At 63.1% G+C, this 22,313-nt stretch carries 21 protein-coding genes; 14 read left to right on the top strand and 7 right to left on the bottom strand.

The genetic code is table 11. The annotated features are described in order from the left end of the window. Positions 1 to 4 precede the first annotated feature (4 nt). Positions 5 to 412 (top strand): F0F1 ATP synthase subunit epsilon, encoded by a 408-nt coding sequence (locus AC1VON_RS02685; protein WP_483120330.1) that lies wholly within the window; start codon positions 5 to 7, stop codon positions 410 to 412. A gap of 154 nt (positions 413 to 566) precedes the next feature. On the opposite strand, the gene AC1VON_RS02680 is transcribed toward AC1VON_RS02685, so the two are convergent. After that, positions 567 to 2,060 (bottom strand): mannitol dehydrogenase family protein, encoded by a 1,494-nt coding sequence (locus AC1VON_RS02680; RefSeq protein ID WP_483120329.1) that lies wholly within the window; start codon positions 2,058 to 2,060, stop codon positions 567 to 569. 154 nt (positions 2,061 to 2,214) lie between these two features. Between AC1VON_RS02680 and uxaC the strand changes: the two genes are divergently transcribed. Both uxaC and AC1VON_RS02670 read left to right on the top strand, forming a co-directional pair. Continuing rightward, entirely contained in the window at positions 2,215 to 3,624 is a 1,410-nt protein-coding gene (gene uxaC, locus AC1VON_RS02675) for a glucuronate isomerase (protein WP_483120328.1), read from the top strand. 27 nt (positions 3,625 to 3,651) lie between these two features. Further along, positions 3,652 to 3,990 carry a cupin domain-containing protein gene (locus tag AC1VON_RS02670; protein WP_483120327.1) on the top strand — a complete coding sequence of 113 codons (339 nt, stop codon included), beginning with the start codon at positions 3,652 to 3,654 and terminating at the stop codon, positions 3,988 to 3,990. Positions 3,991 to 4,009: 19 nt separating this feature from the next. On the opposite strand, the gene AC1VON_RS02665 is transcribed toward AC1VON_RS02670, so the two are convergent. After that, positions 4,010 to 5,350, bottom strand: a complete 1,341-nt coding sequence (locus tag AC1VON_RS02665; RefSeq protein ID WP_483120326.1) for a GAF domain-containing protein — start codon at positions 5,348 to 5,350, stop codon at positions 4,010 to 4,012. Further along, positions 5,347 to 5,820 (bottom strand): hypothetical protein, encoded by a 474-nt coding sequence (locus tag AC1VON_RS02660; RefSeq protein ID WP_483120325.1) that lies wholly within the window; start codon positions 5,818 to 5,820, stop codon positions 5,347 to 5,349. The genes AC1VON_RS02665 and AC1VON_RS02660 overlap by 4 nt, the downstream gene beginning before the upstream one ends. Positions 5,821 to 5,999: 179 nt before the next feature. On the opposite strand from AC1VON_RS02660, the gene AC1VON_RS02655 reads away from it, so the two are divergent. Beyond that, positions 6,000 to 6,698, top strand: a complete 699-nt coding sequence (locus tag AC1VON_RS02655) for a hemerythrin domain-containing protein (protein WP_483120324.1) — start codon at positions 6,000 to 6,002, stop codon at positions 6,696 to 6,698. 717 nt (positions 6,699 to 7,415) lie between these two features. Here AC1VON_RS02655 and AC1VON_RS02650 read toward each other — a convergent pair. Beyond that, positions 7,416 to 8,837, bottom strand: coding sequence for a coniferyl aldehyde dehydrogenase (locus AC1VON_RS02650; RefSeq protein WP_483120323.1), 1,422 nt, complete (start codon positions 8,835 to 8,837; stop codon positions 7,416 to 7,418). Positions 8,838 to 8,967: 130 nt separating this feature from the next. Here AC1VON_RS02650 and AC1VON_RS02645 point away from each other — a divergent pair, with 130 nt between their 5' ends. Both AC1VON_RS02645 and recQ read left to right on the top strand, forming a co-directional pair. Then, positions 8,968 to 10,653 (top strand): hypothetical protein, encoded by a 1,686-nt coding sequence (locus AC1VON_RS02645; RefSeq protein WP_483120322.1) that lies wholly within the window; start codon positions 8,968 to 8,970, stop codon positions 10,651 to 10,653. Continuing rightward, positions 10,650 to 12,482, top strand: a complete 1,833-nt coding sequence (gene recQ / locus AC1VON_RS02640) for a DNA helicase RecQ (RefSeq protein ID WP_483120321.1) — start codon at positions 10,650 to 10,652, stop codon at positions 12,480 to 12,482. Before AC1VON_RS02645 ends, recQ begins: the two co-directional genes overlap by 4 nt. 154 nt (positions 12,483 to 12,636) lie before the next feature. Here recQ and AC1VON_RS02635 read toward each other — a convergent pair whose 3' ends face one another. Then, positions 12,637 to 13,089, bottom strand: coding sequence for a MarR family winged helix-turn-helix transcriptional regulator (locus AC1VON_RS02635; protein ID WP_483120320.1), 453 nt, complete (start codon positions 13,087 to 13,089; stop codon positions 12,637 to 12,639). A gap of 138 nt (positions 13,090 to 13,227) precedes the next feature. Between AC1VON_RS02635 and AC1VON_RS02630 the strand changes: the two genes are divergently transcribed. The 4 genes from AC1VON_RS02630 to AC1VON_RS02615 are packed head-to-tail and all read left to right on the top strand — an operon-like array spanning position 13,228 to position 17,774. Then, positions 13,228 to 14,577: an MFS transporter gene (locus tag AC1VON_RS02630; RefSeq protein ID WP_172348054.1), complete on the top strand. Its 1,350-nt coding sequence runs from the start codon at positions 13,228 to 13,230 to the stop codon at positions 14,575 to 14,577. Between the two features lie 56 nt (positions 14,578 to 14,633). Continuing rightward, a complete protein-coding gene (locus tag AC1VON_RS02625) occupies positions 14,634 to 16,679 on the top strand; it encodes an FUSC family protein (RefSeq protein ID WP_483120319.1) in 2,046 nt (681 codons plus the stop codon). A gap of 7 nt (positions 16,680 to 16,686) precedes the next feature. Next, entirely contained in the window at positions 16,687 to 16,896 is a 210-nt protein-coding gene (locus tag AC1VON_RS02620) for a DUF1656 domain-containing protein (protein ID WP_172348056.1), read from the top strand. After that, the gene (locus AC1VON_RS02615; RefSeq protein ID WP_483120318.1) at positions 16,893 to 17,774 is read left to right on the top strand and encodes an efflux RND transporter periplasmic adaptor subunit; all 882 of its coding nucleotides are present in this window, start codon (positions 16,893 to 16,895) and stop codon (positions 17,772 to 17,774) included. The genes AC1VON_RS02620 and AC1VON_RS02615 overlap by 4 nt, the downstream gene beginning before the upstream one ends. Before the next feature lie 40 nt (positions 17,775 to 17,814). On the opposite strand, the gene AC1VON_RS02610 is transcribed toward AC1VON_RS02615, so the two are convergent. After that, entirely contained in the window at positions 17,815 to 18,084 is a 270-nt protein-coding gene (locus tag AC1VON_RS02610) for a hypothetical protein (RefSeq protein WP_483120317.1), read from the bottom strand. Between the two features lie 135 nt (positions 18,085 to 18,219). Here AC1VON_RS02610 and AC1VON_RS02605 point away from each other — a divergent pair, with 135 nt between their 5' ends. The 3 genes from AC1VON_RS02605 (at position 18,220) to AC1VON_RS02595 (ending at position 20,594) form a co-directional block, all read left to right on the top strand. After that, the gene (locus AC1VON_RS02605) at positions 18,220 to 18,480 is read left to right on the top strand and encodes a hypothetical protein (protein ID WP_483120316.1); all 261 of its coding nucleotides are present in this window, start codon (positions 18,220 to 18,222) and stop codon (positions 18,478 to 18,480) included. A 120-nt stretch (positions 18,481 to 18,600) separates the two neighbouring features. Beyond that, positions 18,601 to 19,926 (top strand): hypothetical protein, encoded by a 1,326-nt coding sequence (locus AC1VON_RS02600; RefSeq protein WP_483120315.1) that lies wholly within the window; start codon positions 18,601 to 18,603, stop codon positions 19,924 to 19,926. Beyond that, complete coding sequence (locus AC1VON_RS02595; RefSeq protein ID WP_483120314.1) at positions 19,923 to 20,594, top strand: DapH/DapD/GlmU-related protein; 672 nt, start codon at positions 19,923 to 19,925, stop codon at positions 20,592 to 20,594. The genes AC1VON_RS02600 and AC1VON_RS02595 overlap by 4 nt, the downstream gene beginning before the upstream one ends. Before the next feature lie 46 nt (positions 20,595 to 20,640). On the opposite strand, the gene betI is transcribed toward AC1VON_RS02595, so the two are convergent. Continuing rightward, positions 20,641 to 21,297 carry a transcriptional regulator BetI gene (betI, locus tag AC1VON_RS02590; RefSeq protein WP_483120313.1) on the bottom strand — a complete coding sequence of 219 codons (657 nt, stop codon included), beginning with the start codon at positions 21,295 to 21,297 and terminating at the stop codon, positions 20,641 to 20,643. 82 nt (positions 21,298 to 21,379) lie between these two features. On the opposite strand from betI, the gene choX reads away from it, so the two are divergent. After that, positions 21,380 to 22,309 carry a choline ABC transporter substrate-binding protein gene (gene choX / locus AC1VON_RS02585; RefSeq protein ID WP_483120312.1) on the top strand — a complete coding sequence of 310 codons (930 nt, stop codon included), beginning with the start codon at positions 21,380 to 21,382 and terminating at the stop codon, positions 22,307 to 22,309. Positions 22,310 to 22,313: the final 4 nt, after the last annotated feature.

Below are 22,313 nucleotides of genomic sequence, written 5' to 3'. Positions count from 1 at the left end.
GATCATGGCTGAAGCTTTCAAATTCGAACTGGTCTCGCCGGAGCGCCTGCTGGTTTCCGCCGAGGTCGAATCCGTCGTTATTCCGGGCGCCGAAGGCGAGATGACCGTGATGGCGCATCACGCGCCGGTCATGACCACGATCAAGCCGGGTGTCGTCACGGTGAAGACCGCTTCGGGCGGCGAAGAGCGCTATGTCGTGTTTGGCGGTTTCGCTGACATTGTTCCGGCCGGCTGCACGCTGCTGGCGGAATCGGCGGTCGCGGTGAAGGATGTCGACCGGGCCGATCTCGCCCGCCGCATCCAGGAGGCCAAGGAAGATGCCACCGACGCCAAGGACGATCAGGCGCGCAGCAAGGCGGAGCAGTTCCTCAGCCAGCTCACCACGCTGGAAGGCGCGCTTATCCCGGCCTGAAATTCGGCCTTCGAGCGTTTCACCGTTTCATGGAAACGGCGAACCGCCCTAACTCTTTGCTTCGACGCAATTCCTGACGGAAAACCGCTCACACTTTTCCTGGAATTGCTCTGGATGACTTGATGAAAAGCGGGGCCTTGCCTCGCTTTTTTGTTTAAATGCCCAAGGCAGCGAAGGCCAGTGTCGGGCCATCCCTTCGCAGATGCACGAGATGCACGGCAACGAGCTCGATCAGCGTCTGGCGCTCGGCGTGATCCCCGGCAAAGCCGGCCAGGTCGAACACCGCTGTCACGGTTTCGTTCGCCGGCAGCTGCTGGTTCAAAAGCGCCGTAAGTGCCGCGTCGAGCGGATCGGTGAAATGGTTTTCGGGCAAGGTCTTTCCGCGCGCGGCACAGGCCGCAATCCAGGCCGCCACCACCAGCGTGAGATGCACGAACTCGGTACCGGCTTCGAGGCACTCGATGGCGGAGGCGATGATGCGTTGTGGCAGTTTCTGGCTGCCGTCATTGGCGATCTGAGCCGTGCGGTGGGCGAGCGCGGTGTTGGAAAAACGCTCGGCAAGCTCGGCTGTGTAGGTTGATGTATCGAGCCCGGCATCCTCCGGCAATGTCGGGATGGCTTCGGCCCAGAGCCCGTCGACAAATTGCCGGATCGCCGGATCGGCAAAGGCCCGGTCGACCGTGGCGTGGCCGCTGAGCAGGCCGAGATAGGCGATGCCTGAATGCGCGCCGTTGAGGAGCCTGAGCTTCATGTCCTCAAAGGGGCCGACATCGCCGACCATGGTGACGCCAAATTTTTCCCAGGCCGGCCGGCCCGTCGGAAAATTGTCCTCGATCACCCATTGGCGGAAAGGCTCGGTCATCACGGGCCAGGCATCGTCGACACCGAGTTCGCCAGCGACGCGTGCCCGGTCGGCGTCGGTTGTTGCCGGCACGATCCGGTCGACCATGCTCGACGGAAAAGCGACCTGGTTTGCGATATGGTCCAAGAGACCGGTATCGTCCGCTGCGGCAAGCTTGGCATCGCGCAGCGCGGCGAATTCGGTCAGCAGCCGATGCAAGGTAGCGCCATTGGCAGGCAGGTTGTCGCAGCAGAGCACGGTGAAGGGCAGCAAGCCGGCTGCCAGTCGTTGAGCAAGCGCCTCGGCGAGGAAACCGTGGGCCGTCTTCGGCGTTCGCGGATTTGCCAGATCGTGGGCGATGTCGGGGTGAGCGGCGTCCAGCCCGCCGCCCGCGGCCCTGAGATAGGCCTTTTCGGTGATGGTGAGCGTGACGATGCGGGTGCGCGGATCGATCAGCGCGGCCAGCACCGCGGCCGGATCTTCGGGCGCCACAAGCATCGACTGAAGCGAGCCGATGACGCGCAGCTCCTCCTCGCCGCTGCTGCGGATCGCCAGCGTGTAGAGCCCGTCCTGCGGCGCCAGTGCGTCGCGCGTGTCGGCGCTGCGCAAGGAGACGCCGATGATGCCCCAGTCTGTCTCGCCCGCCGCCAGGCAGTCGTCGACATAGGCGGCCTGATGGGCTCGGTGGAAGGCACCAACGCCGAGATGCACGATGCCGGGAGCAACGCGGCTGCGGTCATAGGCGGGGATTTCGGCGGCCGCGGGCAGCCGTTGCAGCGTTGCGTTGGACAGGTGGCTTCTGGTCATCACGATACCGGGGCTGAGGGCTTTGGGGACGCGGCGGATGACAGGCGGCGTAACACCTACGTCCGCCTGCCGCAAGGATGCCGCTTTGGCGGGGCACATTGACATCGCGTTGGCCCGAACGTACCGATACCCAACTGGAAGGAGCTGCTTTCCCATGGTCGCGCTGATCGATCCGGATCTGCTTTTTCCGCCTGAAGCGCATTCGCGCTCGCTTGCCCGCGACCTTTATGCCGGCGTCAAGAACCTGCCCATCGTCAGCCCTCACGGCCACACCGATCCGCGCTGGTATGCGCTGAACGAGCCGTTCCCGGATCCGGCACAATTGCTCATCGTGCCCGACCACTACATCTTCCGCATGCTGTTCAGCCAGGGCGTGCGGCTGGAGGATCTGGGCGTGGCGACCCTGGACGGCGCCCCGGTCGAGACCGACGGCAGGACGATCTGGCGGCGCTTTGCCGAGCACTATTACCTGTTCCGGGGCACGCCGACCCGGCTGTGGTTCGACCATGTGCTGGCGCATCTGTTCGGCATCGAAGAGCCGCTGAGCGCCGAGACCGCCGACCGCCACTACGACACGATCGCGACGGTGTTGCAGTGGGAGAATTTCCGTCCGCGCGCTCTGTTCGAGCGCTTCAACATCGAGGTGATCGCCACGACGGAAGGCGCGCTCGACGACCTCAAATGGCACCAGATGATCCGCGACAGCGGCTGGGAGGGCCGTGTCGTCACCACCTACCGGCCGGACGCGGTTGTCGATCCCGACTTCGAAGGGTTTGCGGCCAATCTCGACCGGCTGGGCGAGATCACCGGCTGCGACACCGGCAGTTGGGCCGGATATCTCGACGCGCATCGCCAGCGGCGCGCCTTCTTCAAAGGCTTCGGCGCGACCTCGTCCGACCACGGCCATCCGACAGCCGAGACCGCCAACCTATCCGATGCGGCGGCCGAGGAGCTGTTCAACCGCATTCGCCGCGGCTCGGATGACGAGCGTGAGCGAAAGCTGTTTCGCGCCCAGATGCTGACCGAGATGGCCAAGATGAGCAGGGAGGACGGGCTGGTGTTGCAGATCCATCCTGGCTCCCAGCGCAACCATTCGGCTTCCGTTTTCCAGAGATTCGGCCGCGACAAGGGCTTCGACATCCCGACACGGACGGACTACGTGACGGCGCTGAAGCCGCTTCTCGACTGCGTCGGGCTGGAGCGCGACCTGACCGTCATTCTCTTCACGCTCGACGAAAGCAGCTATGCGCGCGAGCTGGCGCCGCTCGCTGGCGTCTACCCGGCGCTTAGGCTCGGTCCGGCCTGGTGGTTCCATGACAGTCCGGAAGGCATGCGCAGGTTTCGCGAGATGACCACGGAGACGGCGGGCTTCTACAACACTGTCGGCTTCAACGATGACACCCGCGCCTTCCCCTCGATCCCGGCCCGTCACGATGTGGCGCGACGGGTCGACTGCGCATTCCTGGCGCGCCTCGTCGCCGAGCACCGGCTGCGTGAGGACGAGGCGCATGAACTGGCCGGGGAATTGGCCTATACGCTTGCCAAGAAAGCCTATCGGCTCTGATGTTGGCCGGCCATTCGCGGCAAGGAGATGACGATGACGAAGATATTCGCCCCTGCCGGTGAGGCCCCCTGGACGCCGACGCCCGACGGCAACAGGCGGCGCGTTCTCCTCTCCACCGATGAATTGATGCTGGTGGAGTTCGGCTTCGACAAGGGGGGTATCGGTGCGCTGCATTCGCATCCGCATGTCCAGTCAAGCTATGTCGCCGAGGGCCGCTTCGAGGTGACTGTCGACGGGCTGACGGAGATCCTTGAGGCCGGTGGCAGCTTCATCGTGCCGTCCGGCCTGGTGCATGGCGTCAAGGCGCTTGAAGCGGGGCGGCTGGTCGACAGTTTTGCGCCGTGCAGGGCTGATTTCCTCGCCTGAGGGCGCTAACCGGGAAGGATCACGGTTCGGCTTCCAGCTGCGGCACGCCGGCAAGGTCCAGCCTGATATGCCCACGTTCGGGCCGCAGCAGCCGGATCGGCGCGCTTTTCTCGTCAAGGCGCCGACGCAGAAGGATGAGCCTGGTTTCAAGATTGTCCTTGATATCAGGCAGCCGCAGCGTTGCGTCCCGCCTGATCTCGCGATTGGAGAAATCGCGGCGTCCCGTGGCGAGGAAGGTGCGGACAAGGTGGATCAGGAGCCGCCCGGGGACGCCTTTGATCAGATAGTCGTCGTCGATAAATACACTGTCGTCGAAAGCGAAGTATCTTATCTTGAACGAGGGTGCTCCGACTTGATCCGGGGCATGTCCGCCTTGTGCCGACTTCGCGAAGGCATTGGCCTGGTGGCCACCTTCCAGTTCGGCAAGCCGCAAGCCTGCGGCCAATTGGCTCGCAACCAGCATCAGGGCGTCCTGATCCTGATGGCCGAACGCGAAACTGGCCTCGGACTCGACAAACAGCACGCCTCGCAATCTTCCCTGGGCAAGCATTGGCACCGCCATCTGGCTGCGCGGACCGGCTAGTCCGGGAAGCGGGATATGGCGTGTGCGGTCAGACGCCGAAAGTATGGCTGAGGCATATCGTTGGGAACGCCGCAGGTCACAGATACGAACCGGCTGGCGCGTAGCGGCCGCGATACCGATCACGCCTTCACCAAACGCGATCTCCGCGCCGACACCAAGGCTGCTATATCCGCGACTCGCCAGAGTGCTTAGCCGCTGAGCGGTCTCGTCAGGCACCAGAACCATCGCATGCCGATAGTCGAAGCTGCACTCAAGTCCGGCCAGGGCCTTGTCCAGCATCACATCGGCATCGGCTTCCGAGCCGATGGCGGCGGCAAGAACCGCAGCCTTGGGCAGGTGGTTCGTTGTCACGGAGGCGGAATTGCGATGTTCAAGCGGGACGGCGCCGACCACCGCGCGGCAATCGCGCACGAAATACAGGTCGGCGCTGCGCAGTTTCATGATCTCCGCCATTCCCTGTTGCGCACTCATCACTGAAAGATGCGATTTTATGCGTTCGAACAGCTCGCCATGATCGAGCGCATGCAGGAATTCCAGATCGAGTATGTGATGGACGCCGCTTCGTCCATCGACAACCATCAGCGTGGCGACGCCGCTGGCGCGGACATTGGCGGCCGTCTTGGAAAAGAACTGGTTCGAAAGCGCTACATGGCTCTCATCGACGTAATAGACGTGAGACAGATACGAGATGTTGGGTATGCCATTGCCATCGCTGGTCGCGATCACCGACGGGATCACACCTTCAAAACTGTCGCGGATGTCGCTGAGGGAGATCATGGCGGGTTTGTCCGTAGCCTCTCGCCCGCTCCGGGTCCGGGTGACTGCGAAAAGACATCGGTAGGCTGAAAACGGATGCGAAGCAGATCACCGTCGACGAGGGTATGAGAGAGTTGATGCCGGGTCACGCCAAGCGCATCCATCACCACCAGCATCTCGGAAATGTAGTTTTGCGCTCTCGCCCTGTCGGCATCGTCGGCCGGTGACACCGCCAGGATGCTGCCCTTGATCTGGAAGGCGCGATAGTCGTGCGGGCGTACCATCGTGACTGCCACCGGTGCACCCAAGTCCGCGTTCTCGACAACTTCGGGCCATTGCGCCCGCGATACGAGCACGTCGATACATCCGAGGCTCGCGACATGCACAGCGCCGGTGCCGCGGCCGATGGCTGGACGAAACGCGGCATTGCGTGTGGATACGAGAATCATCACCGGACCTGCGAGCAGGTCGTCTATTTCCTTGCTGATCAAGGCCGCCCCATTGCCTACGTGCAAACAGTCTAATCGGATAGGAAAGTTTTAGGAACAGGAATGCTCGCTTAGGAAGCATTTAGGAAGCATGTTCTTCCGCCCTTGAATAGAAGGCCTCGCGAAGCCGGCGCGATCAGTCATCTTGACAATCGGGACGCCGTACAGACGGGAGACCTTCAATGACACATGCAAGAATACCAGATCTCAATGGCCGCTATGATCTTTATGGCCTGATTCACAAGGGTCTTCGCAAGGCCCAATGCGAATTGCTTGCGCGCCTGGGCGGCGCGGATTTCGACGATGCCGCGGCGACTGCTCCATTGCTGGCCGACCTTCGTACGATCCTCATGCTTGGGGCCAGCCATCTTGCCCATGAGGACAGGTATATCCACCTGCCACTCGAAGCGCGCGTGCAGGCTTCGACCGATCGCCTCGAGCACCAGCACGACGATCACCGGCTGGCATTTGCCGAACTCGAGGACATGATCCGGGCGATCGAGGAGGCACCCCTTGATGCCCGAGCCAGCCTTGGTCGCCGGCTCTACATCGCTTTCACGGTCTTTGTCGGACACGATCTCGAACACATGCATGAGGAGGAGACGGTAACCGCGCCGCAACTTTGGGCGAACTTCACGGATGCCGAACTGCAAGGCATCGAAATGGCGATCATCGGGTCGCTCACGCCGGAAAAGAACCTCGCCTTCATGCGCCTGATGATTCCCGCCATGAGCCGCGGCGAGCGTGCCGCGCTTCTGGGAGGCATGAAGGTCTCGGCGCCTGCCGACGCGTTCGCCGCCGTCATCGAATTCGCGGCGCGGCCACATCTGTCGCCTGAGGATTTTTGCGACCTCTCCAGCAGACTTGGGCTCGCTGCCTGAAATTCGCACCAGAGACACTCTCGGAGGCAGTTCGCGTTCGAGCGTAACGAATTCGACAGGGAATCAGAACCATGCACAACCGCCATGCGGCAGCCTTGGGCTGCACGATTTCAACTGGCCGGGCTGCTGCCCGCCGTGAAGGGTGCGGCGCATGCGCCGCGCATTGTCCGGCAAAGCTTGGCCGTGCCCAGGCAGCCGGTCGGCCGTCGGCGGATATCAGGTGTTTTGCTGCCGGAGGAGGATCTCTGATCCACGCGCGGCCCGACAGCCGATGATGGAAGGTTATATTGGTGGGCGGCAGCCTGGCGTGGCCGGCCAACCGGCTCCTCGACAGGGAGCCCGCGCCTTAGACAAGGCGCGGGTTTGTTGCCTGGGCGCCAGTGGCGCCGCGGTACTCAAGACATCACCGCAGGATTGGAAACCTGCCGGATCATAGTGAATATAAACTTAATGCGCCGGCGCCGGGTGGTCGCGACGGCTGGTGGCGAGCAAGCGATGCGTGGATAGCCTCGATCGGCGTGTCGGAGATATTGACCAGGCGAGTCCGTCAGGTGTGATTTCGGGAGGAGGGGAGAAGTTTCGGAAACGACTTTGCAGAAAGACAGCAAAATCCCGGCTGAATCCAGAGGGAATATGCGTCAAACGTAATACCAGGGGCCGTATTGGCTGGTATCGCCGCCTTTCGCCCCGCCATCCGGCATTGAGGCGGCGACCTGGTCAGGTGATATGCCTGAGCAGGCCGAAAAGCCGCTCGAACGTCTTGCCATAGGGCGGGCGCAGCAGGGCGCCGGCGCTCAGGCGCGACTGCAGGAAGACCGGTTTCTCCTTGCTGAAGGTGCGGAATCCCCATTCGCCGTGATAGGCGCCCATGCCGCTGGCGCCGACGCCGCCGAAGGGCTGGTTCTCCTGCACCAGATGCAGCATGCAGTCGTTGACGGTGACGCCGCCTGCGACGGTCTCGCGCAGGATGCGCTGGCGGTTGGCACTGTCGTTGCCGAACCAGTAGAGCGCCAGCGGCCGATCGGCCTGGTTCACATGGCTGATCGCCTCGTCGACGGTGGCGTATTCGATGATCGGCAGCACCGGGCCGAAAATCTCCTCGCGCATCAGCCGCAGATCCGGGCCTGCATTGCGGACCAGGGTCGGCAGCAGCTTCCGGCTCGTGGCGCCAAGGTCTTCGCCGGCGGGGTTGATTTCGACGATCTCGGCGCCCGCATCGCGGGCTTCCGCGATCATGGCGCGCAGGCGCTGAAAATGGCGGTCGCTGATGATGGCGGTGTAGTCGGGGTTGTCGCGCAGCGTGGGGTAGAGCCGCGCTACCGCGGCTGCGAGCTTGGCCGTGACCGTGTCTGCCTGCCCCCTGGGCACCAGCAGGTAATCCGGCGCGATGCAGGTCTGACCGGCATTGAGCAGCTTGCCGTAGGCAATGCTGGCCGTCGCCGCATCGAGATCGCAGGAGGGATCGAAGATCGCCGGCGACTTGCCACCGAGCTCGAGCGTCACCGGGGTCAGGTTGGCGGCAGCGGCGATCGCGACCTGGCGGCCGACCGCGGTCGAGCCGGTGAACAGCAGATGATCGAACGGCATCGACACGAAGGCCTTGCCCATCTCGGCATCGCCGGTGATGACGCTCAACTCGTCGGGCGAAAAATGCGCGGCGGCTAGTCCGGCCAGCAACTCCGAGAAAGCCGGCGTCAGTTCGGACGGCTTGACCAGCACGCGATTGCCGGCGGCAAGCGCTGCCGTGACCGGCGCGACGGCGAGCTGGAAGGGATAGTTCCATGGCGAGACGATGCCGACGACACCGAGCGGCTGCGGCACGAGGCGGTTTTTGCCCGGCAGGAACGGCAAGGTGGTGGCCACGCGACGCTCCCGCATCCAGCCTTTCAAGTGAGACAGCGCGTGACGGATGCCGGCGCGCACGACGAACAATTCGGCGAGGCGGGTCTCGTGAGTCGAGCGGCTGCCGAAATCAGCGTTGATCGCGGCGCAAATGTCGGCTTCGTGCCGCTCGGTCAGCGCCAGCAGACGCTTCAGGCGGTCTTTTCGCACGCTCAGGTCCGGAAAGGGCTGTTTCTCGAAGGCGGCGCGCTGCAAGCGGAACCGCTCGCCGAGAACGTCCTGTCTCACCTGCAGCATCGCGCGCGCTCCTTGCTCCTGCCCAGCTTACATCAGGGCCAGCCTGAATCCAGCCAGGAGCATGCCGCGAGGACAGGCGAGGCTCACATGGCTGTTTGACCTTCCGTTTGCATCCATGCCGTTGTATCGAATGCGGCAAGCTGAAATCTCCGACAAGGGCGCGTGGCGCATGATTCCGCAAATTCGTGTCACCGCCATGCGACACGGACCCGTCATTACGCCGGACATGCTGCCCGGCGATGACGGGGCCAACATCAACGGGCCGTCGCTGGTCAGCATGCCTGACTGGGTGCCCGGTCGGCTTGGTGCCTACTATCTCTACTTCGCCGACCACACGGGGACCTATATCCGCCTCGCCTACTCCGCTTCGCTGCACGGGCCCTGGCGCATCCACCCCGGCGGTGTGCTGTCTCTCGATCAATGTCCATTCATCGTCGGGCATATCGCCTCGCCCGACGTTCACATCGACCAGAAGCTTCGCCATTTCGTGATGTATTTTCACGGCCCGGCAAAATCCGGTGAAGGCCAGATCACCTTCGCCGCGACATCCGTCGACGGGCTTCGTTTCACTCCGCTTTCCGAGCCGCTCGGGCCGTTCTACGCGCGCATGTTCCGCCACGATGGCTGGTGGTACGGTTTGCTTGGAACGGGAGCGATCACCGCCTACCGATCGAGAGACGGCATTTCGGATTTCCAACGCGGTCCGGTCGTGCTGCCTGCCATGCGGCACGACCTCGCCCCACGGCATGTCGCGCTCCAGAAATCCGGCCGCTGGCTGCGGGTCTATTACACGCGTCGGGGCGACGCGCCGGAACGGATCCTTTACGGCACAATCGATCTCGCCGAGGATTGGCGGGACTGGACCGTGCGAGGCGACAGCGAAGTGTTGCGGCCGTTGACGGAGTTCGAAGGGGCCGACTTGCCGATCCGCCCCAGTCGGATCGGTCTGGCCCAAGGCAGGGAAAACGCGCTACGCGATCCGGCCATTTTTGAGCAGGATAATCAGACCTGGCTGTTCTATGCGGTCGCCGGAGAAAGCGGAATCGCCCTGGCCGAGCTTGGCTTTTCCGAGGAGCCAGCCGCGGCGCCCCGCAAGCCGATAGCGGCGTTACGCCGCCGCGCAAGGCGGTTTTTCTGGCGCCTTCGACAGAAGGCTCCAATGCTGCCTTCGGCAATGAGATCCCGAAATAGAATTTTCATCGCCGGATGCGCGCGCAGCGGCACCACGCTCAGCCTCAATCTGATGGGCTGTTTCGAGGATATCTATGTCCATACCAGCGAAGCGCCGTACCAGACACTGATCGAACTGGATCGCTATCAAGCCAACCTGGTCGTAAAACGCACTTTCGTGAGCTATAGGGATCTCGAGAATTTGCCCGCTTCGGTCGGCCTGATCTATTGCGTGCGGCATCCTTTCGACGTGCTGACCAGCTCTCATCCGGAGACCGTCGATCTGCGGCCTTTTCATGTGACCATGGAGCGTTGGGAGGCGGAGTATGATGGTTTGATACGGCTGCGACAGGCCCAGCCGGAGAGAGTCATCTCCTATTTGCGCTATGAGGACCTGATCGCCGAACCGGACATCGTGCAGGCGAGGATTGGCCGATCCTTCGGCCTGGCGCCGGCCACGCTCTTCAGCCGCGATGCAAACAATCCCATCAGGTCCACCTCGCTGAGAAAATGGGAGCGCAATAAAGCGTTCAGGACCTATCTGGGCGGTCTGCCGCCGTCGTTTCTCGAGCGCGTGGACAGCTTCTGCCGGGAGTTCGGCTATGACAATTCGGCCGGCATATTGACGACGGAATTGGCTGAATGACCCAGGCAACCGGCATCCTGGCCGAGGATCGCAAGCGGCGCGTGCTGAAGGACGTGTTCGGCTTCGACGATTTCCGCCCCGGCCAGGCCGATGTCATGGACGCGCTGCTCGGCGGGCGCCATGTGCTGGCCGTCATGCCGACAGGTGCCGGCAAGTCGCTTTGCTACCAGGTACCGGCGCTGGTCATGGGTGGGCTCACCCTCGTCATTTCGCCGCTGGTGGCGCTGATGCAGGATCAGGTCGCCGCGTTGCGGCTGGCGGGCGTTGGCGCCGATACGATCAATTCCTCGCTCGACCGCGAGGCCAATGTCGCGGCCTGGCGCCGCGTGGCGTCCGGCCAGACGCGGCTGCTCTATCTGGCGCCGGAGCGGCTGATGACCGAGCGCATGCTCGAGGCGCTCTCGAGGCTCGACGTCAGCCTGATCGCCATCGACGAGGCGCATTGCATCTCGCAATGGGGACCGGCGTTCCGGCCCGAGTATGAGGACCTGTCGCGGCTGCGGCACATCTTCCCCAACGTGCCGATCATCGCGGTGACGGCGACGGCGGACGAGAGCACGCGCAGCGACATCGAGGCGCGGCTGTTCGCCGAGCGGGTCGAAACGCTGGTGCTGGGTTTCGACCGGCCCAACATCAAGCTGGCGATCGAATCCAAGCAGGACAGCAAGCGGCAATTGCTGCGTTTCATCGAGCGTCACGCCGGCAAGAGCGGCATCGTCTACTGCCTGTCGCGCAAGAAGACGGAGGAGATGGCAGCCTTCCTCGAGAAGAATGGCGTCACCGCGCTCGCCTATCATGCCGGCATGAGCAAGGAGGCGCGCGAGGCCAATCAGAACGCTTTCATGACGCTGTCCGGCGTCGTCATGGTGGCGACCATCGCCTTCGGCATGGGCATCGACAAGCCGGATGTCGCCTATGTCTTCCACACCGACATGCCGGGCAGCCTGGAAGCGTATTACCAGGAGATCGGCCGCGCCGGCCGTGATGGGCGCAAGGCCGAGGCGCATATGCTTTACGGCCTTGGCGACATCCGCATGCGACGGCTGTTCATCGACGACGAGGATGCTTCGGTCGAGCACAAGATGCGCGCGCATCGCCGGCTCGATACGCTGATCGGCTATTGCGAGACGGCGCAGTGCCGGCGCCAGGTGCTGCTTGGCTATTTCGGCGAGGAAGCCGAGCCTTGCGGCAATTGCGACAACTGCCTCGACCAGGTGCCGCGCGCCGATGGCGCTGCAGAGGCGCGCATCATCCTGGCGGCCGTTGCCCAGAGCGGCGAGCGCTTCGGCGCCGCCCATGTCATCGACATCCTGCTCGGCCATGAGACCGAAAAGGTGCTGGCCAGGGGCCATGAGAGGCTGGCCGGCTTCGGTGGCGGCGTGGCGCACAAGAAGGATTTCTGGCAGTCACTGATCCGGCAACTCGTCGCCGGCGGCTTCCTGGAGCCGGATCCGAGCGGCCATGGCGGCCTCGCCATCGCCGAGAAAGGTCGCGCGCTCGGCCGTGGCGAGATCCCGTTCCACTATCGCGTCGAGGTGCGCGGCCGCGCCTTGCGCAAGATGCGAGCGGCTGACGGTTCGGCCATCAATGCCGAAGGCATCGATGCTTCGCTGCTGGCCATGCTCAAATCCCTGCGGCTGCGGCTGGCCAAGGAGCGCCAGGTGCCGGCCTATGTGGTGTTCTCCGATCGCACGCTGATCGACATGGCGGAGCGCTGCCCGCGCGACCTCGACGCTTTCGCCGAAGTGAACGGTGTGGGAGGGGCGAAGCTCAAGGAATTCGGCGAGATATTCCTGAACGCAATCGCGGCGCATCTGTCAGGGGCGTGAGGCTTCCGGCGGCACGCCGGCCGGCAGCTTACATTCCTGGAGCAGATTTCATTCGCCGGAACCTGGAAGACGATCGGCCTGGCGGCGAGTGCACGCAGCCGGAAGGTGCCGGCATGGCATTGACACCGGTGCCGGCAAGGCCGGCGTTTGCAATTCAGCTCCCGAGCTTGGTGGAGAGTTCTGCCTGGATTTGCCGCAGCACCGCCGAGGCGGTCTCAAGCTCGTCGTCGCCAATGAGAGAGACCAGTTCGTGGCGGAGCTCGGCCAGCACCGTGTTGATCGAACTCATCCGCGCCTCACCGTCCTTGGTCAAGGACAGTATCTTGGCCCTTCGGTCGCTGGGATCCTCACGCCTTGTGACCAGGCCTTCGGCCACCAGGAGATCGACGAGACGCACCAGCGAAGGCCCTTCGAGGCCGGCCTGTTCCGCGACCGCTCCCTGGCGAGCCTCGCCGCCCAGTTGCCACAATGCCAGCAGCGGCATGGCCACGGCATGCGAAAGTCCATAACGATCCAATCGCTCGTTGGCGGTGCGACGCCAAAGGCGCGCAACATTGGTTATCACCTGGCCGATCGTTTCGCGGCTTCTGGATCGTTCATTTTCCATTGCCAATCGTTCGCATACAATCTATTTGAATGCAATTGATACCAGCGAGGCGACGAAGTCGATCCTTCCATCTGTCCGCCAGGTGTCCGTTCTCAGTGTGAGGAATCGGCGTTCGCCGACCCTTTTAGGTGTTTTCGTATGTCCGTTGCTTTTAGCGCAGTGCCCTCAGCTTCCACTCCCGCAAATCCGCGTTCGCGCGTCATCCTGGCGAGCCTGATAGGCACCACGATCGAATTCTACGACTTCTATGTCTACGCCACGGCTGCCGTGCTGGTGTTTCCTCACCTGTTCTTCCCGGCCGGCAATGAGACGACGGCGCTTCTCGCTTCCTTTGCCGTGTTCGGCGCGGCGATGATTGCGCGCCCGCTCGGCGCGATCTTCTTCGGCCATCTGGGCGACCGGCGCGGCCGCAAGATCACGCTGGTTGGCGCGCTGCTCACCATGGGGCTGGCGACATTCCTGATCGGCCTGCTCCCAACCTACTCGAGCGCCGGATGGCTGGCGCCTGCCCTGCTGGTGGTGTTGCGCCTCGCTCAGGGTTTTGCTCTCGGCGGAGAGTGGAGCGGCGCCGCACTGGTGGCGACGGAGAACGCGCCGAAGGGAAAGCGCGCGGTGTACGGCACTTTCCCCCAACTCGGCGCGCCGATCGGCTTCATCATCGCCAACGGCCTGTTCCTGATCATTGCCGCCGCGATGCCCTCGGACGATCCTTCGCGGCCGTCGATGGCGTTCCTTTCGTGGGGATGGCGCATCCCGTTCCTGTTTTCGGTGGTCATGGTGGCCATCGGTCTGTGGGTCCGGCTCAACCTGGTCGAGAGCGCGGCATTCGACAATACGGTGCGCACTGGCCAGGTCAGAAAGCTCCCGCTGGCTTCGGCGGTCAAGACGCATTGGAGAGAGCTCATACTCGGCACTTTCTACATGCTCGCCACCTATGTGCTGTTCTACCTGATGACGACGTTTTCGTTGAGCTACGGCCGCGCGGCGCCCTCGGCGGCGGTGCCGGGCCTCGGCTACAGCTACACGACCTTCGTGCTGATGATGATCATCGGCGTTGTCTTCTTCGGCGTCTTCACCATGGTTTCCGGCCCGTGGGCCGACCGCTGGGGCCGCCGCCGTACGCTGATCTGGATCACCCTGGCGATCGCGGCTTTCGGCCTGCTGTGGGTGCCGATGCTTCATGCCGGTACCGTCGGCGTCATGGCGTGGCTCATCGTCGGCTTCAGCCTGATGGGCATGACCTTCGGCCCGATGGGAGCGCTGCTGCCCGAGCTGTTTCCAGCCAATGTTCGCTACACCGGCTCGGGTATCTCCTACAATGTATCCTCGATCCTCGGCGCGGCCGTGGCGCCATTCATCGCGGTAGCCCTCTGGAGCGCCGGAGGCGGACCTTTCTGGGTCGGCGTTTATCTGTCGGCCATGGCGGTGCTCACCCTGATCTCCTTGTTGATCGGGAATGAGACGAAGGATGTCGACATCAACAATTAGGTTCAAGGAGCTTTCCGGGTCCGCCTGGGAGGAGCGGGCCAAAGAGCTGAAGCACAATGACGCTCCCTTCCTGGCAAGACTGGCTGTTTTCGATCAAGGCGTTCACCGCGTCGATGCTGGCGCTCTATATCGCGCTATCGTTCGACCTGCCGCGCCCTTACTGGGCCATGGCCGCCGTCTACGTCGTGGCCAATCCGCTCGCCGGCGCGACCTCTTCCAAGGGACTCTATCGCGCGCTCGGTACACTGATCGGTGCGTCGGCGTCCGTCCTCTTCCTGCCGATGTTCGTCAATTCGCCGCTGCTGATGAGCATGGTCGTGGCGTTGTGGACTGGGGGGTTGCTTTATCTTTCGATGCTGGACCGGACGCCGCGCAGCTATGTCTTCATGCTGGCCGGCTATTCGCTTCCGCTGATCGCGCTGCCGGCGGTCGATGCGCCCCAGACGATCTTCGATATCGCCTCGGCCCGCAGCCAGGAGATCATCCTTGGCATCGTTTGCGCCAGCGTGGTCGCGCAATTGCTGTTCCCGATCGGGCTGTCTTCGCTCTTGTCCTCGCGCATTTCCAACTGGCTTGGCGATGCCGCGGCATGGGCGGGCGAGATCCTGCGCGGCGAGGGCGCGCTTGCGGTAACCTTGCAGGCCCGGCAGAAGCTGGCATCGGACATTTCAGGGCTCGACATCCTCATCAGCCAGCTCGGATACGATGCCCATACGCGCGGCGTCACGCGACAGGCGCGACAGTTGCGCGGGCGGCTGATGTTGCTGCTTCCACTGCTGTCGTCGCTCGATGACCGCATCCATGGCCTGAAGTCGCAGGATCGGGCGATCCACGAGGAGTTCTTCATCCTTCTCGGTGATGTCGGAACCTGGCTCCAGGCGGTGGACGGTCCGGACCGCGCCGTTCTATTCCGCTCCCGTATCGCTGATTTGCGGCCGCCCGCGCACGCGGTCGATTGGGACAGCCTCATCCTCGACAGCGCCTTGGCCAGGCTGAGAGAGATCGTCGACGCCTGGCACGACTGCCTGGTGCTGAAAAAGCAGATCGCGACGGGCGATTCCCGGGGCGAAAGGCTCGCCTTCCGCCGTCGCCGCACCTTCTCGCGCACCCGCCATCACGACTACGGCATGTTGTTCTTCTATGCCGGTTCCGTGATCCTCGCCGTGCTGGCGGCCAGTGCTCTGTGGATTTATTCCGGCTGGGCGGAAGGCGCCGGATTCGTGCTGATGGTGGCGGTCGGCAGTTCATTCTTCGCTGCCGCCGATCGGCCGGCGCCGCTTCTCCTGTCGATGTTCGTCTGGTGCACGGTCAGCCTGGCGGTCACCGCCCTCTACCAGTTCGCCATCCTGCCGATGGTTCAAAGCTTCCCCTTGCTGGTTCTCGTGCTGGCGCCGCCTTTCCTCGTGCTCGGCACGCTCATTCCCAGGCCTCAGCTCAGCATGCTGGCGATGCTGCTCACCGTGAACACCGCATCCTTCATCGCCCTCAGCGACCGGTTTTCCGCCGATTTCGTCTCGTTCGCAGGCGGCGGCCTCGCCGCCCTGGCGGGTGTGGGTTTCGCACTGGTGTGGACGCTGATGGTGCGGCCATTCGGCGGAGAGATCGCGGCCCGGCGACTGGTGCATGCCGGCTGGTCGGACCTTGCCCAACTCGCCGCCGGCGACCGCGTCGAGGACCAGCGCCGGCTCGCCGGCCGCATGCTCGATCGTCTCGGCCAGCTCGTGCCCAGGCTCGCGGGGACGGAGAACAAGGCGCTGTCGACGATCGATGGCTATGCGGAAATCAGGCTCGGCCTGAACATCGTGGAACTGCAGCGAATGCGCAACCGTCTCACACCCGACGAGAGGCGCGAGGTCGGCACCGTCCTGTCGGCCGTCGCCGAGCTGTTCAAGGAGCGCCTGCGCCTTGGCGCAGCCGTCACCGCGCCGCCGCGGCTGCTGGCGCGCATCGATCGCGCCCTCGCCACGGTCGCGGGCCGTCAGGCCACGCCGGCGCGGCGGTCGGCGGACGCGTTGGTCGGGGTGCGACGGGCGCTGTACCGGAACGCCGCGCCACCGATCTATTCGACAATGCCGGAGCCCATGCTGCTGGTGGCGGAGTAGATCGATCATGCAAAGCGATATCAGCATAGCCGGCGTCTATCTGCCGGGTCTCCTTGTCCTGATGCTGGCGGCCTTCGTCGTGGCGCGGATCGTCTGGCAAGTGCTGTCGTGGACAGGCCTCTATTCCTTCGTCTGGCACAGGGCGCTCTTCAATCTCGCGCTCTACATCCTCATCCTCGGGGCATTGTCCTCGCTTTCAAATCGGCTGTTGTCATGAAGTACCGCTTTCTGCGCCTTACCGGCAGGATCCTCGTCACCGCTATCGTCGTTGTCGTCGCTTGCGTCGCCGCCTGGAAGCTGTGGGACGACAACATGAATGCTCCATGGACGCGTGATGCGCATGTCCGCGCCGACGTCGTCGGCGTCACGCCTGACGTGTCGGGCCTAGTGGCCGAGGTCATGGTCAAGGACAACCAGGCGGTGAAGAAGGGCGATGCTCTTTTCCAGGTCGACCGCCAGCGCTTCGCCGTGGCGCTCGCACAGGCGCAGGCCGTGGTGGAGGGGAAGCAGGCAACGCTCGACCAGGCCAAGCGAAACCTCGACCGGCTTCAGCGCCTGACCGCTTCGGCGGTCAGCGTCCAGCAGATCGAGGAAGCGCGGTCGACGGTGGCCGAGGCGGAATCGGAAAGCCTGCAGGCCAGCACGGCGCGCGACCTGGCGCAGCTCAATCTGGACCGTTCCGAAGTCCGGGCGCCGGTGAATGGCATCATCACCAATCTCAGCCTTCGCCCGGGAGACTATGTCGCCCCCGGCACGGCCACCATGGCGCTCGTCGACACCGACACGATGCGCATCGAGGGCTATTTCGAGGAGACGAAACTTCCGCGCATAGGGATCGGCGCCAGGGCATCCATCAGGCTGATGGGATGGCCAAACTCCTTGTCCGGCCATGTCGCAAGCATCGCCGCGGGAATCGCGGACCGCGAACGCAGCTCGGGCACGCTGCTGGCGGACATCAATCCGACCTTCACCTGGGTGCGGCTCGCGCAGCGCGTTCCCGTGCATATCGTGATCGACAGCGACGCGGCCACGAAGGCAAGGCTGGTTGCCGGGACTTCCGCAACGGTGACCATCGATCGCGCTACGGCGCAATGAGGCGTCCGCCTCGCGCGGTGCGTCCACTACGTAGCCGTGATCACGGCAAGACGCGCCACCAAGCCCAAGCAGGCTCGCGCGCCGCGGCGCGGTGCTTGAACGGCGGCTCCTTAGGGGCGGTGGCCCGAAGCGGGATCCGACGGATCGTCGGTTGCGATGCCGTCACCACCACCGGAGCCGCCCCCCATGCCACCACCGCCCATGCCTCCGCCGCCACCTTTCCACCGCCGCCGGACGTATCATTGCCACGCTCGTTCTTGCCGCGCGCGGTCGAGGCCGACGGCCTTGCCGGACCTTGTTGCGGGATCATGAGGTCGGCCGGGATCGGGGCAAGGTCGAGGGCCTCGCGAATGAAGTTCGCAGCGAAACCACGAGGTCGTGCCTGTGCACGGGACGCCCGGCGACCATCTCCCGGACGGCGTGCTCGGCCAGCCGGATGGTGAACATGATCAGCAAGCGAATGCCGATGCTGATCAGCGTGAACAGCGCCAGGCCGATAAGGGTGGCAAGCAGGCTCTGCCAGGAACTGAAATCGATGTCCCGCGAAGTGCTGCTTCCGCAGTTGTTCCGCCTGCCGCGTTTTTTGTCGCATTCCGCCGGCATTGGCCAGGGAATAGCGGTCACGGCTCACGGCGCGGAGACGACTCCGGTTTTGACATGCTTTGCCAAAATACGTCATGCTGGCTTTGAAAGGGGGCTGATATGAAGATCACGGATATGTCCTCCCTCGCCGAATCGAATTGCCATGGTCGTGAGATCGTTTGCCGGCGGGCGGCAGTGCTGACCGGCTTCGCTCGCTGCCGAAAAATTGTGCCAGGACCCATCTGTGAGAATAGTTCTAGGAACCTATCAGTTCGATGATGTTGGCGGCAGCGAGACCTATGCAATAACGATTGCCGAACAGTTCCTGAAGCTTGGCCACGAGATCACGATCTATGTGAAGGCACCTGGGAAGATGGCTCAGGTGGCCAGGGAGCGTGCGATCAGGATTGCCACGGATCTCGAGCTGCCAACGCCCGATGTCGTGCTCAGCCAGGACGGCGTTGTCGCCTATGAGATGTCGGCCAGATGGCCTGAGGTTCCTCACGCTTTTATCTGCCACAGTCCGCTTTTCGAATTGCAGACGCCTCCGGCTGTTCCTGGCGTGGTCGGCGCGGTTGTTGTCATGAGCGAGCGATTTGAAGATCGACTTCGTGCCCTGGCCACGAAGCACCGGATTGTTCGCTTTCGCCAACCGATCGATGTCGACAGGCTGGCGCCCCGCGGCGCAGCCCGCAAACAGCCGAAGAAAGCGCTTCTGCTGGGGAATTATCTGCAAGGCGAAGCAAAGCGCTTTCTGGTCGACGCGTGGAGTGGCGCCGGGGTCGAGTTCATGCAGGTCGGCAGCCCCGCCGGCACCAATTCCGCCGACATTGTCCAAGCCATCGCGGAGGCGGATATCGTCGTGGGGAAGGCCCGGGCGATCCTGGATGCCATGTCCTGCGGTCGGCCTGCCTATGTGTACGACGTCTTTGGGATGGATGGCTGGGTAACTCCACAGGTCTACGAGGCGATGGAGGCCGATGCGTTCGCGGGGCTCGCTCTATCGCGCCCCTTTGATCCCGTACAACTGGTGACCGATCTAGCTGCCTATGATCCCCTCATGGGAATGGCGAATCGGAAACTGGTGATGATGCATCACCACGCTCGAATCCATGCCCAGCAGATGATCGATCTGTGTTCGGATCTGGCAAGGCCGACGGCAAGCCGGACCACGCCGAAGCTTGAGCTCTCGAGATTGGTGGCGTCGAACTGGAGGTCGGAATCCAAGTTGCTGTCTGCCCGGATAGCATTTGGGCCGGTGGCCGAGCGCGCCAAAAGGGCCGAGGATGAAGTCAGCCGACTTCGCGGCGAGAACGAACAATACCGCCGCACGCTCGAGCAACTGACGAGGGAGCTCAGCATCCCGACAGCAGGGGAAGAGCGAAACGAACTCCGGCTTCGGATGGCAGCGAAAATCGACCGGGACCTCGAGGTTGATCAGGGCAAGCTGTCCGAAGACACCACGGATGAACCGGGCGTGAAAATCCACATGTCCCAAATCAATCGCCGCGTCGTCATTGCGAAGATAAAGCGCCTGATACGCAAGCACTATCGAAGGCTGACAGAATGAACGAGTTGAAGAAGTCCGATCGCGCCCCTTATCTCATGTGCGCGGACGATGTTCAAATCGCGGACGACGTCTCCATAGGCGCCTATGTCGTACTCTATCCCGGAACACGATTGGGCCGCGGGGCCCGTATCGAGCATGGCGCCATAATAGGCAGGCCAAGCCAATCGAATCCTGGTTCGGTTGCCCAGCCAGCAGTTCAGCAGCCGACCGATATAGGCGAGAGAACAATCGTTGGCGCCTACGCCATCGTCTGCTCCGGTGCGATAACCGGCCCCGACGCCTATATCGGTGACCATGCCCTGATCCGCGAAGGCGCGCGTCTTGGGGACAGAAGCAGCGTTGGTTTCTCCTGTACGGTGGGAAGCAAGTGCGTCATCGGAGAAAACACGAGAATCCAAGGGTTTTGCGGATTTCCGGCTGGGACCATTATCGAAAGCGACTGCGCCATCGGGCCCTACGTTGTCGCGCTCGCCACCACGTTCAGTCCCAAGGGAAGGACAGCTGCCGGTCCCGTTGTCGTTCGGCAGGGTGCCCGTATCGGCAGCGCCGTCCAATTGATGCCCGGTGTGGAAATTGGTGCCGGCGCAACGGTCGGCGCCGCCTCGGTGGTCACCCGCAGCGTCCAGCCCGGCGTGACCGTGCGCGGAACCCCGGCATCCGCAGTGTGACAAGAGACGGATGAAAGTGGCGGAGAGAGCGAGAGCTATGTGCCCTTCAACCCGTAGGGTGGCGCAACTGCTGCTCCTCCCCGCTGCTCAGCAGGGACCGGATCGCTCTGAACACCAGCGCTATGGCTTCGTCGCGCCCGACATCGTCGGCGGCTGCCTTGCGTAGCCAAAGTCCATCGATCAGGGCAGCGATGACAAAACTCGCCTCGCGAAGGCGTGTCGCATCGAACATCCCTGCAAACACCGAAGCCAGGTTTGAGCGCAATCGGCGGTAAAACAGCCGCTGGAGCCGGGCATATTGCGGATTTACGCCCGCCTCGGCGCAGACTGACAGCCACGCATTGGCGATGGGGCGGGTGAACGCCAAGGCGGGAAAGTTTCCTTCAACGATCGCTTCCAACCGTGCCCAACCGGTCTGCGCCGCCCCCAGGCGCGCTATGACGTCTTCCATCAGCAGGCGATTGTTGTAGCGCACCATGCCGAACAGAACCTCGTCCTTACCCTTGAAATAATAGGCAAGGATGCCCGGCGACATGCCGGCTTCGCGGCATATGCGGGCCGAGGTCATGCCTTGCAACCCATGCTCGAGGAATACGCGGCGGGCGGCGGCAATCAGCTCGACGCGCCGTATGTCCTCGATTTTCGTTCGCTTGCCCTGAGTCGCCATTGCTCTTTCTAGCAAAGAAGATTTTTGTATGCTCATACAAGATTCTATATTGACATATAATGCAGAGGTCATAGCGTTGGCGGGCAATTCGTCACACCAAGAAAAATGGGGAGCCACAATGCGCACGACACTCGTTCTGGCCTTGCTTTCAGCACTCGTCGCCTCGCCGGTCATGGCCGCCGACGCATCACAATGTCGGAAGGTCCGCATGGCGGATCTGGGCTGGACCGACATCGCCCTGACCAACACCACCGCCGAGGTCATCCTCGACGCCTTGGGATATGACGCCTCTCAAACCTTGCTCGGCCTGGGTGTCGCCTATTCGGCTTTGAAGGAGAACGACATGGATGTCTTCCTGGGCAATTGGAGGCCGGTGCAGGATGAGGAATACAAATCCTACTTCGACGAGGGGGCGGTCGAAGTGCTGGGCGTGAACCTGGAGGGCGCCAAATACACGCTGGCCGTACCGCAATATGTCGCGGACCAGGGGATCAAAAGCTTCGACGATCTTGCTTCCCATGCTGACCAGTTCGGCCACAAGATCTACGGAATCGAGGCAGGCTCGAACAAGCCGCTGCTCGACATGGTGGCCGCCAACCGGCACGGGCTGGGCGATTGGCAGATTATCGAATCCAGCGAGGCGGCAATGCTGACGCAGGTCGCGAATTCCGTGGCGGATAAGGGCTGGGTCGTCTTCCTTGGCTGGGAACCGCATCCGATGAATCTCGACTACAAGATCACCTATTTGTCGGGAGGGGACGTCGAGTTTGGACCGAATTTCGGCGGCGCCACGGTGCGCACCATCGCCCGCAAGGGATTTTCGGCCGAATGCCCCAACGCGGCCAGGCTGTTCGCCAATCTGGCATTCGATCTCGACTACGAGAACCATGGCATGCGGATGATCCTGGGGGAGGGCAAATCCGCAGACGAAGCCGCTCGCGAGATGATCAAGCGCAATCCCGACAAGCTGGCGAAATGGCTGGACGGCGTCTCGACCCTTGCCGGCCAGCCAGCCTTGCCGGCCGTGAAAAGCGCTCTCGGCCTTTAGATGA

It is taken from the genome of Mesorhizobium sp. HAY1-8B, from assembly GCF_056868045.1.
Note: the sequence above shows the minus strand (reverse complement) of the source record. Positions and strands in the feature narration are given on the sequence as shown.

Coding starts and splice junctions, on each gene's coding strand:
- AC1VON_RS02685 (WP_483120330.1), top strand. CDS start 5: ATGGCTGAAGCTTTCAAATTCGAACTGGTCTCGCCGGAGCGCCTGCTG.
- AC1VON_RS02680 (WP_483120329.1), bottom strand. CDS start 2,060: ATGACCAGAAGCCACCTGTCCAACGCAACGCTGCAACGGCTGCCCGCG.
- uxaC (WP_483120328.1), top strand. CDS start 2,215: ATGGTCGCGCTGATCGATCCGGATCTGCTTTTTCCGCCTGAAGCGCAT.
- AC1VON_RS02670 (WP_483120327.1), top strand. CDS start 3,652: ATGACGATGACGAAGATATTCGCCCCTGCCGGTGAGGCCCCCTGGACG.
- AC1VON_RS02665 (WP_483120326.1), bottom strand. CDS start 5,350: ATGATCTCCCTCAGCGACATCCGCGACAGTTTTGAAGGTGTGATCCCG.
- AC1VON_RS02655 (WP_483120324.1), top strand. CDS start 6,000: ATGACACATGCAAGAATACCAGATCTCAATGGCCGCTATGATCTTTAT.
- AC1VON_RS02650 (WP_483120323.1), bottom strand. CDS start 8,837: ATGCTGCAGGTGAGACAGGACGTTCTCGGCGAGCGGTTCCGCTTGCAG.
- AC1VON_RS02645 (WP_483120322.1), top strand. CDS start 8,968: ATGCGGCAAGCTGAAATCTCCGACAAGGGCGCGTGGCGCATGATTCCG.
- recQ (WP_483120321.1), top strand. CDS start 10,650: ATGACCCAGGCAACCGGCATCCTGGCCGAGGATCGCAAGCGGCGCGTG.
- AC1VON_RS02635 (WP_483120320.1), bottom strand. CDS start 13,089: ATGGAAAATGAACGATCCAGAAGCCGCGAAACGATCGGCCAGGTGATA.
- AC1VON_RS02630 (WP_172348054.1), top strand. CDS start 13,228: ATGTCCGTTGCTTTTAGCGCAGTGCCCTCAGCTTCCACTCCCGCAAAT.
- AC1VON_RS02625 (WP_483120319.1), top strand. CDS start 14,634: ATGACGCTCCCTTCCTGGCAAGACTGGCTGTTTTCGATCAAGGCGTTC.
- AC1VON_RS02620 (WP_172348056.1), top strand. CDS start 16,687: ATGCAAAGCGATATCAGCATAGCCGGCGTCTATCTGCCGGGTCTCCTT.
- AC1VON_RS02615 (WP_483120318.1), top strand. CDS start 16,893: ATGAAGTACCGCTTTCTGCGCCTTACCGGCAGGATCCTCGTCACCGCT.
- AC1VON_RS02610 (WP_483120317.1), bottom strand. CDS start 18,084: ATGATCCCGCAACAAGGTCCGGCAAGGCCGTCGGCCTCGACCGCGCGC.
- AC1VON_RS02605 (WP_483120316.1), top strand. CDS start 18,220: ATGATCAGCAAGCGAATGCCGATGCTGATCAGCGTGAACAGCGCCAGG.
- AC1VON_RS02595 (WP_483120314.1), top strand. CDS start 19,923: ATGAACGAGTTGAAGAAGTCCGATCGCGCCCCTTATCTCATGTGCGCG.
- betI (WP_483120313.1), bottom strand. CDS start 21,297: ATGAGCATACAAAAATCTTCTTTGCTAGAAAGAGCAATGGCGACTCAG.
- choX (WP_483120312.1), top strand. CDS start 21,380: ATGCGCACGACACTCGTTCTGGCCTTGCTTTCAGCACTCGTCGCCTCG.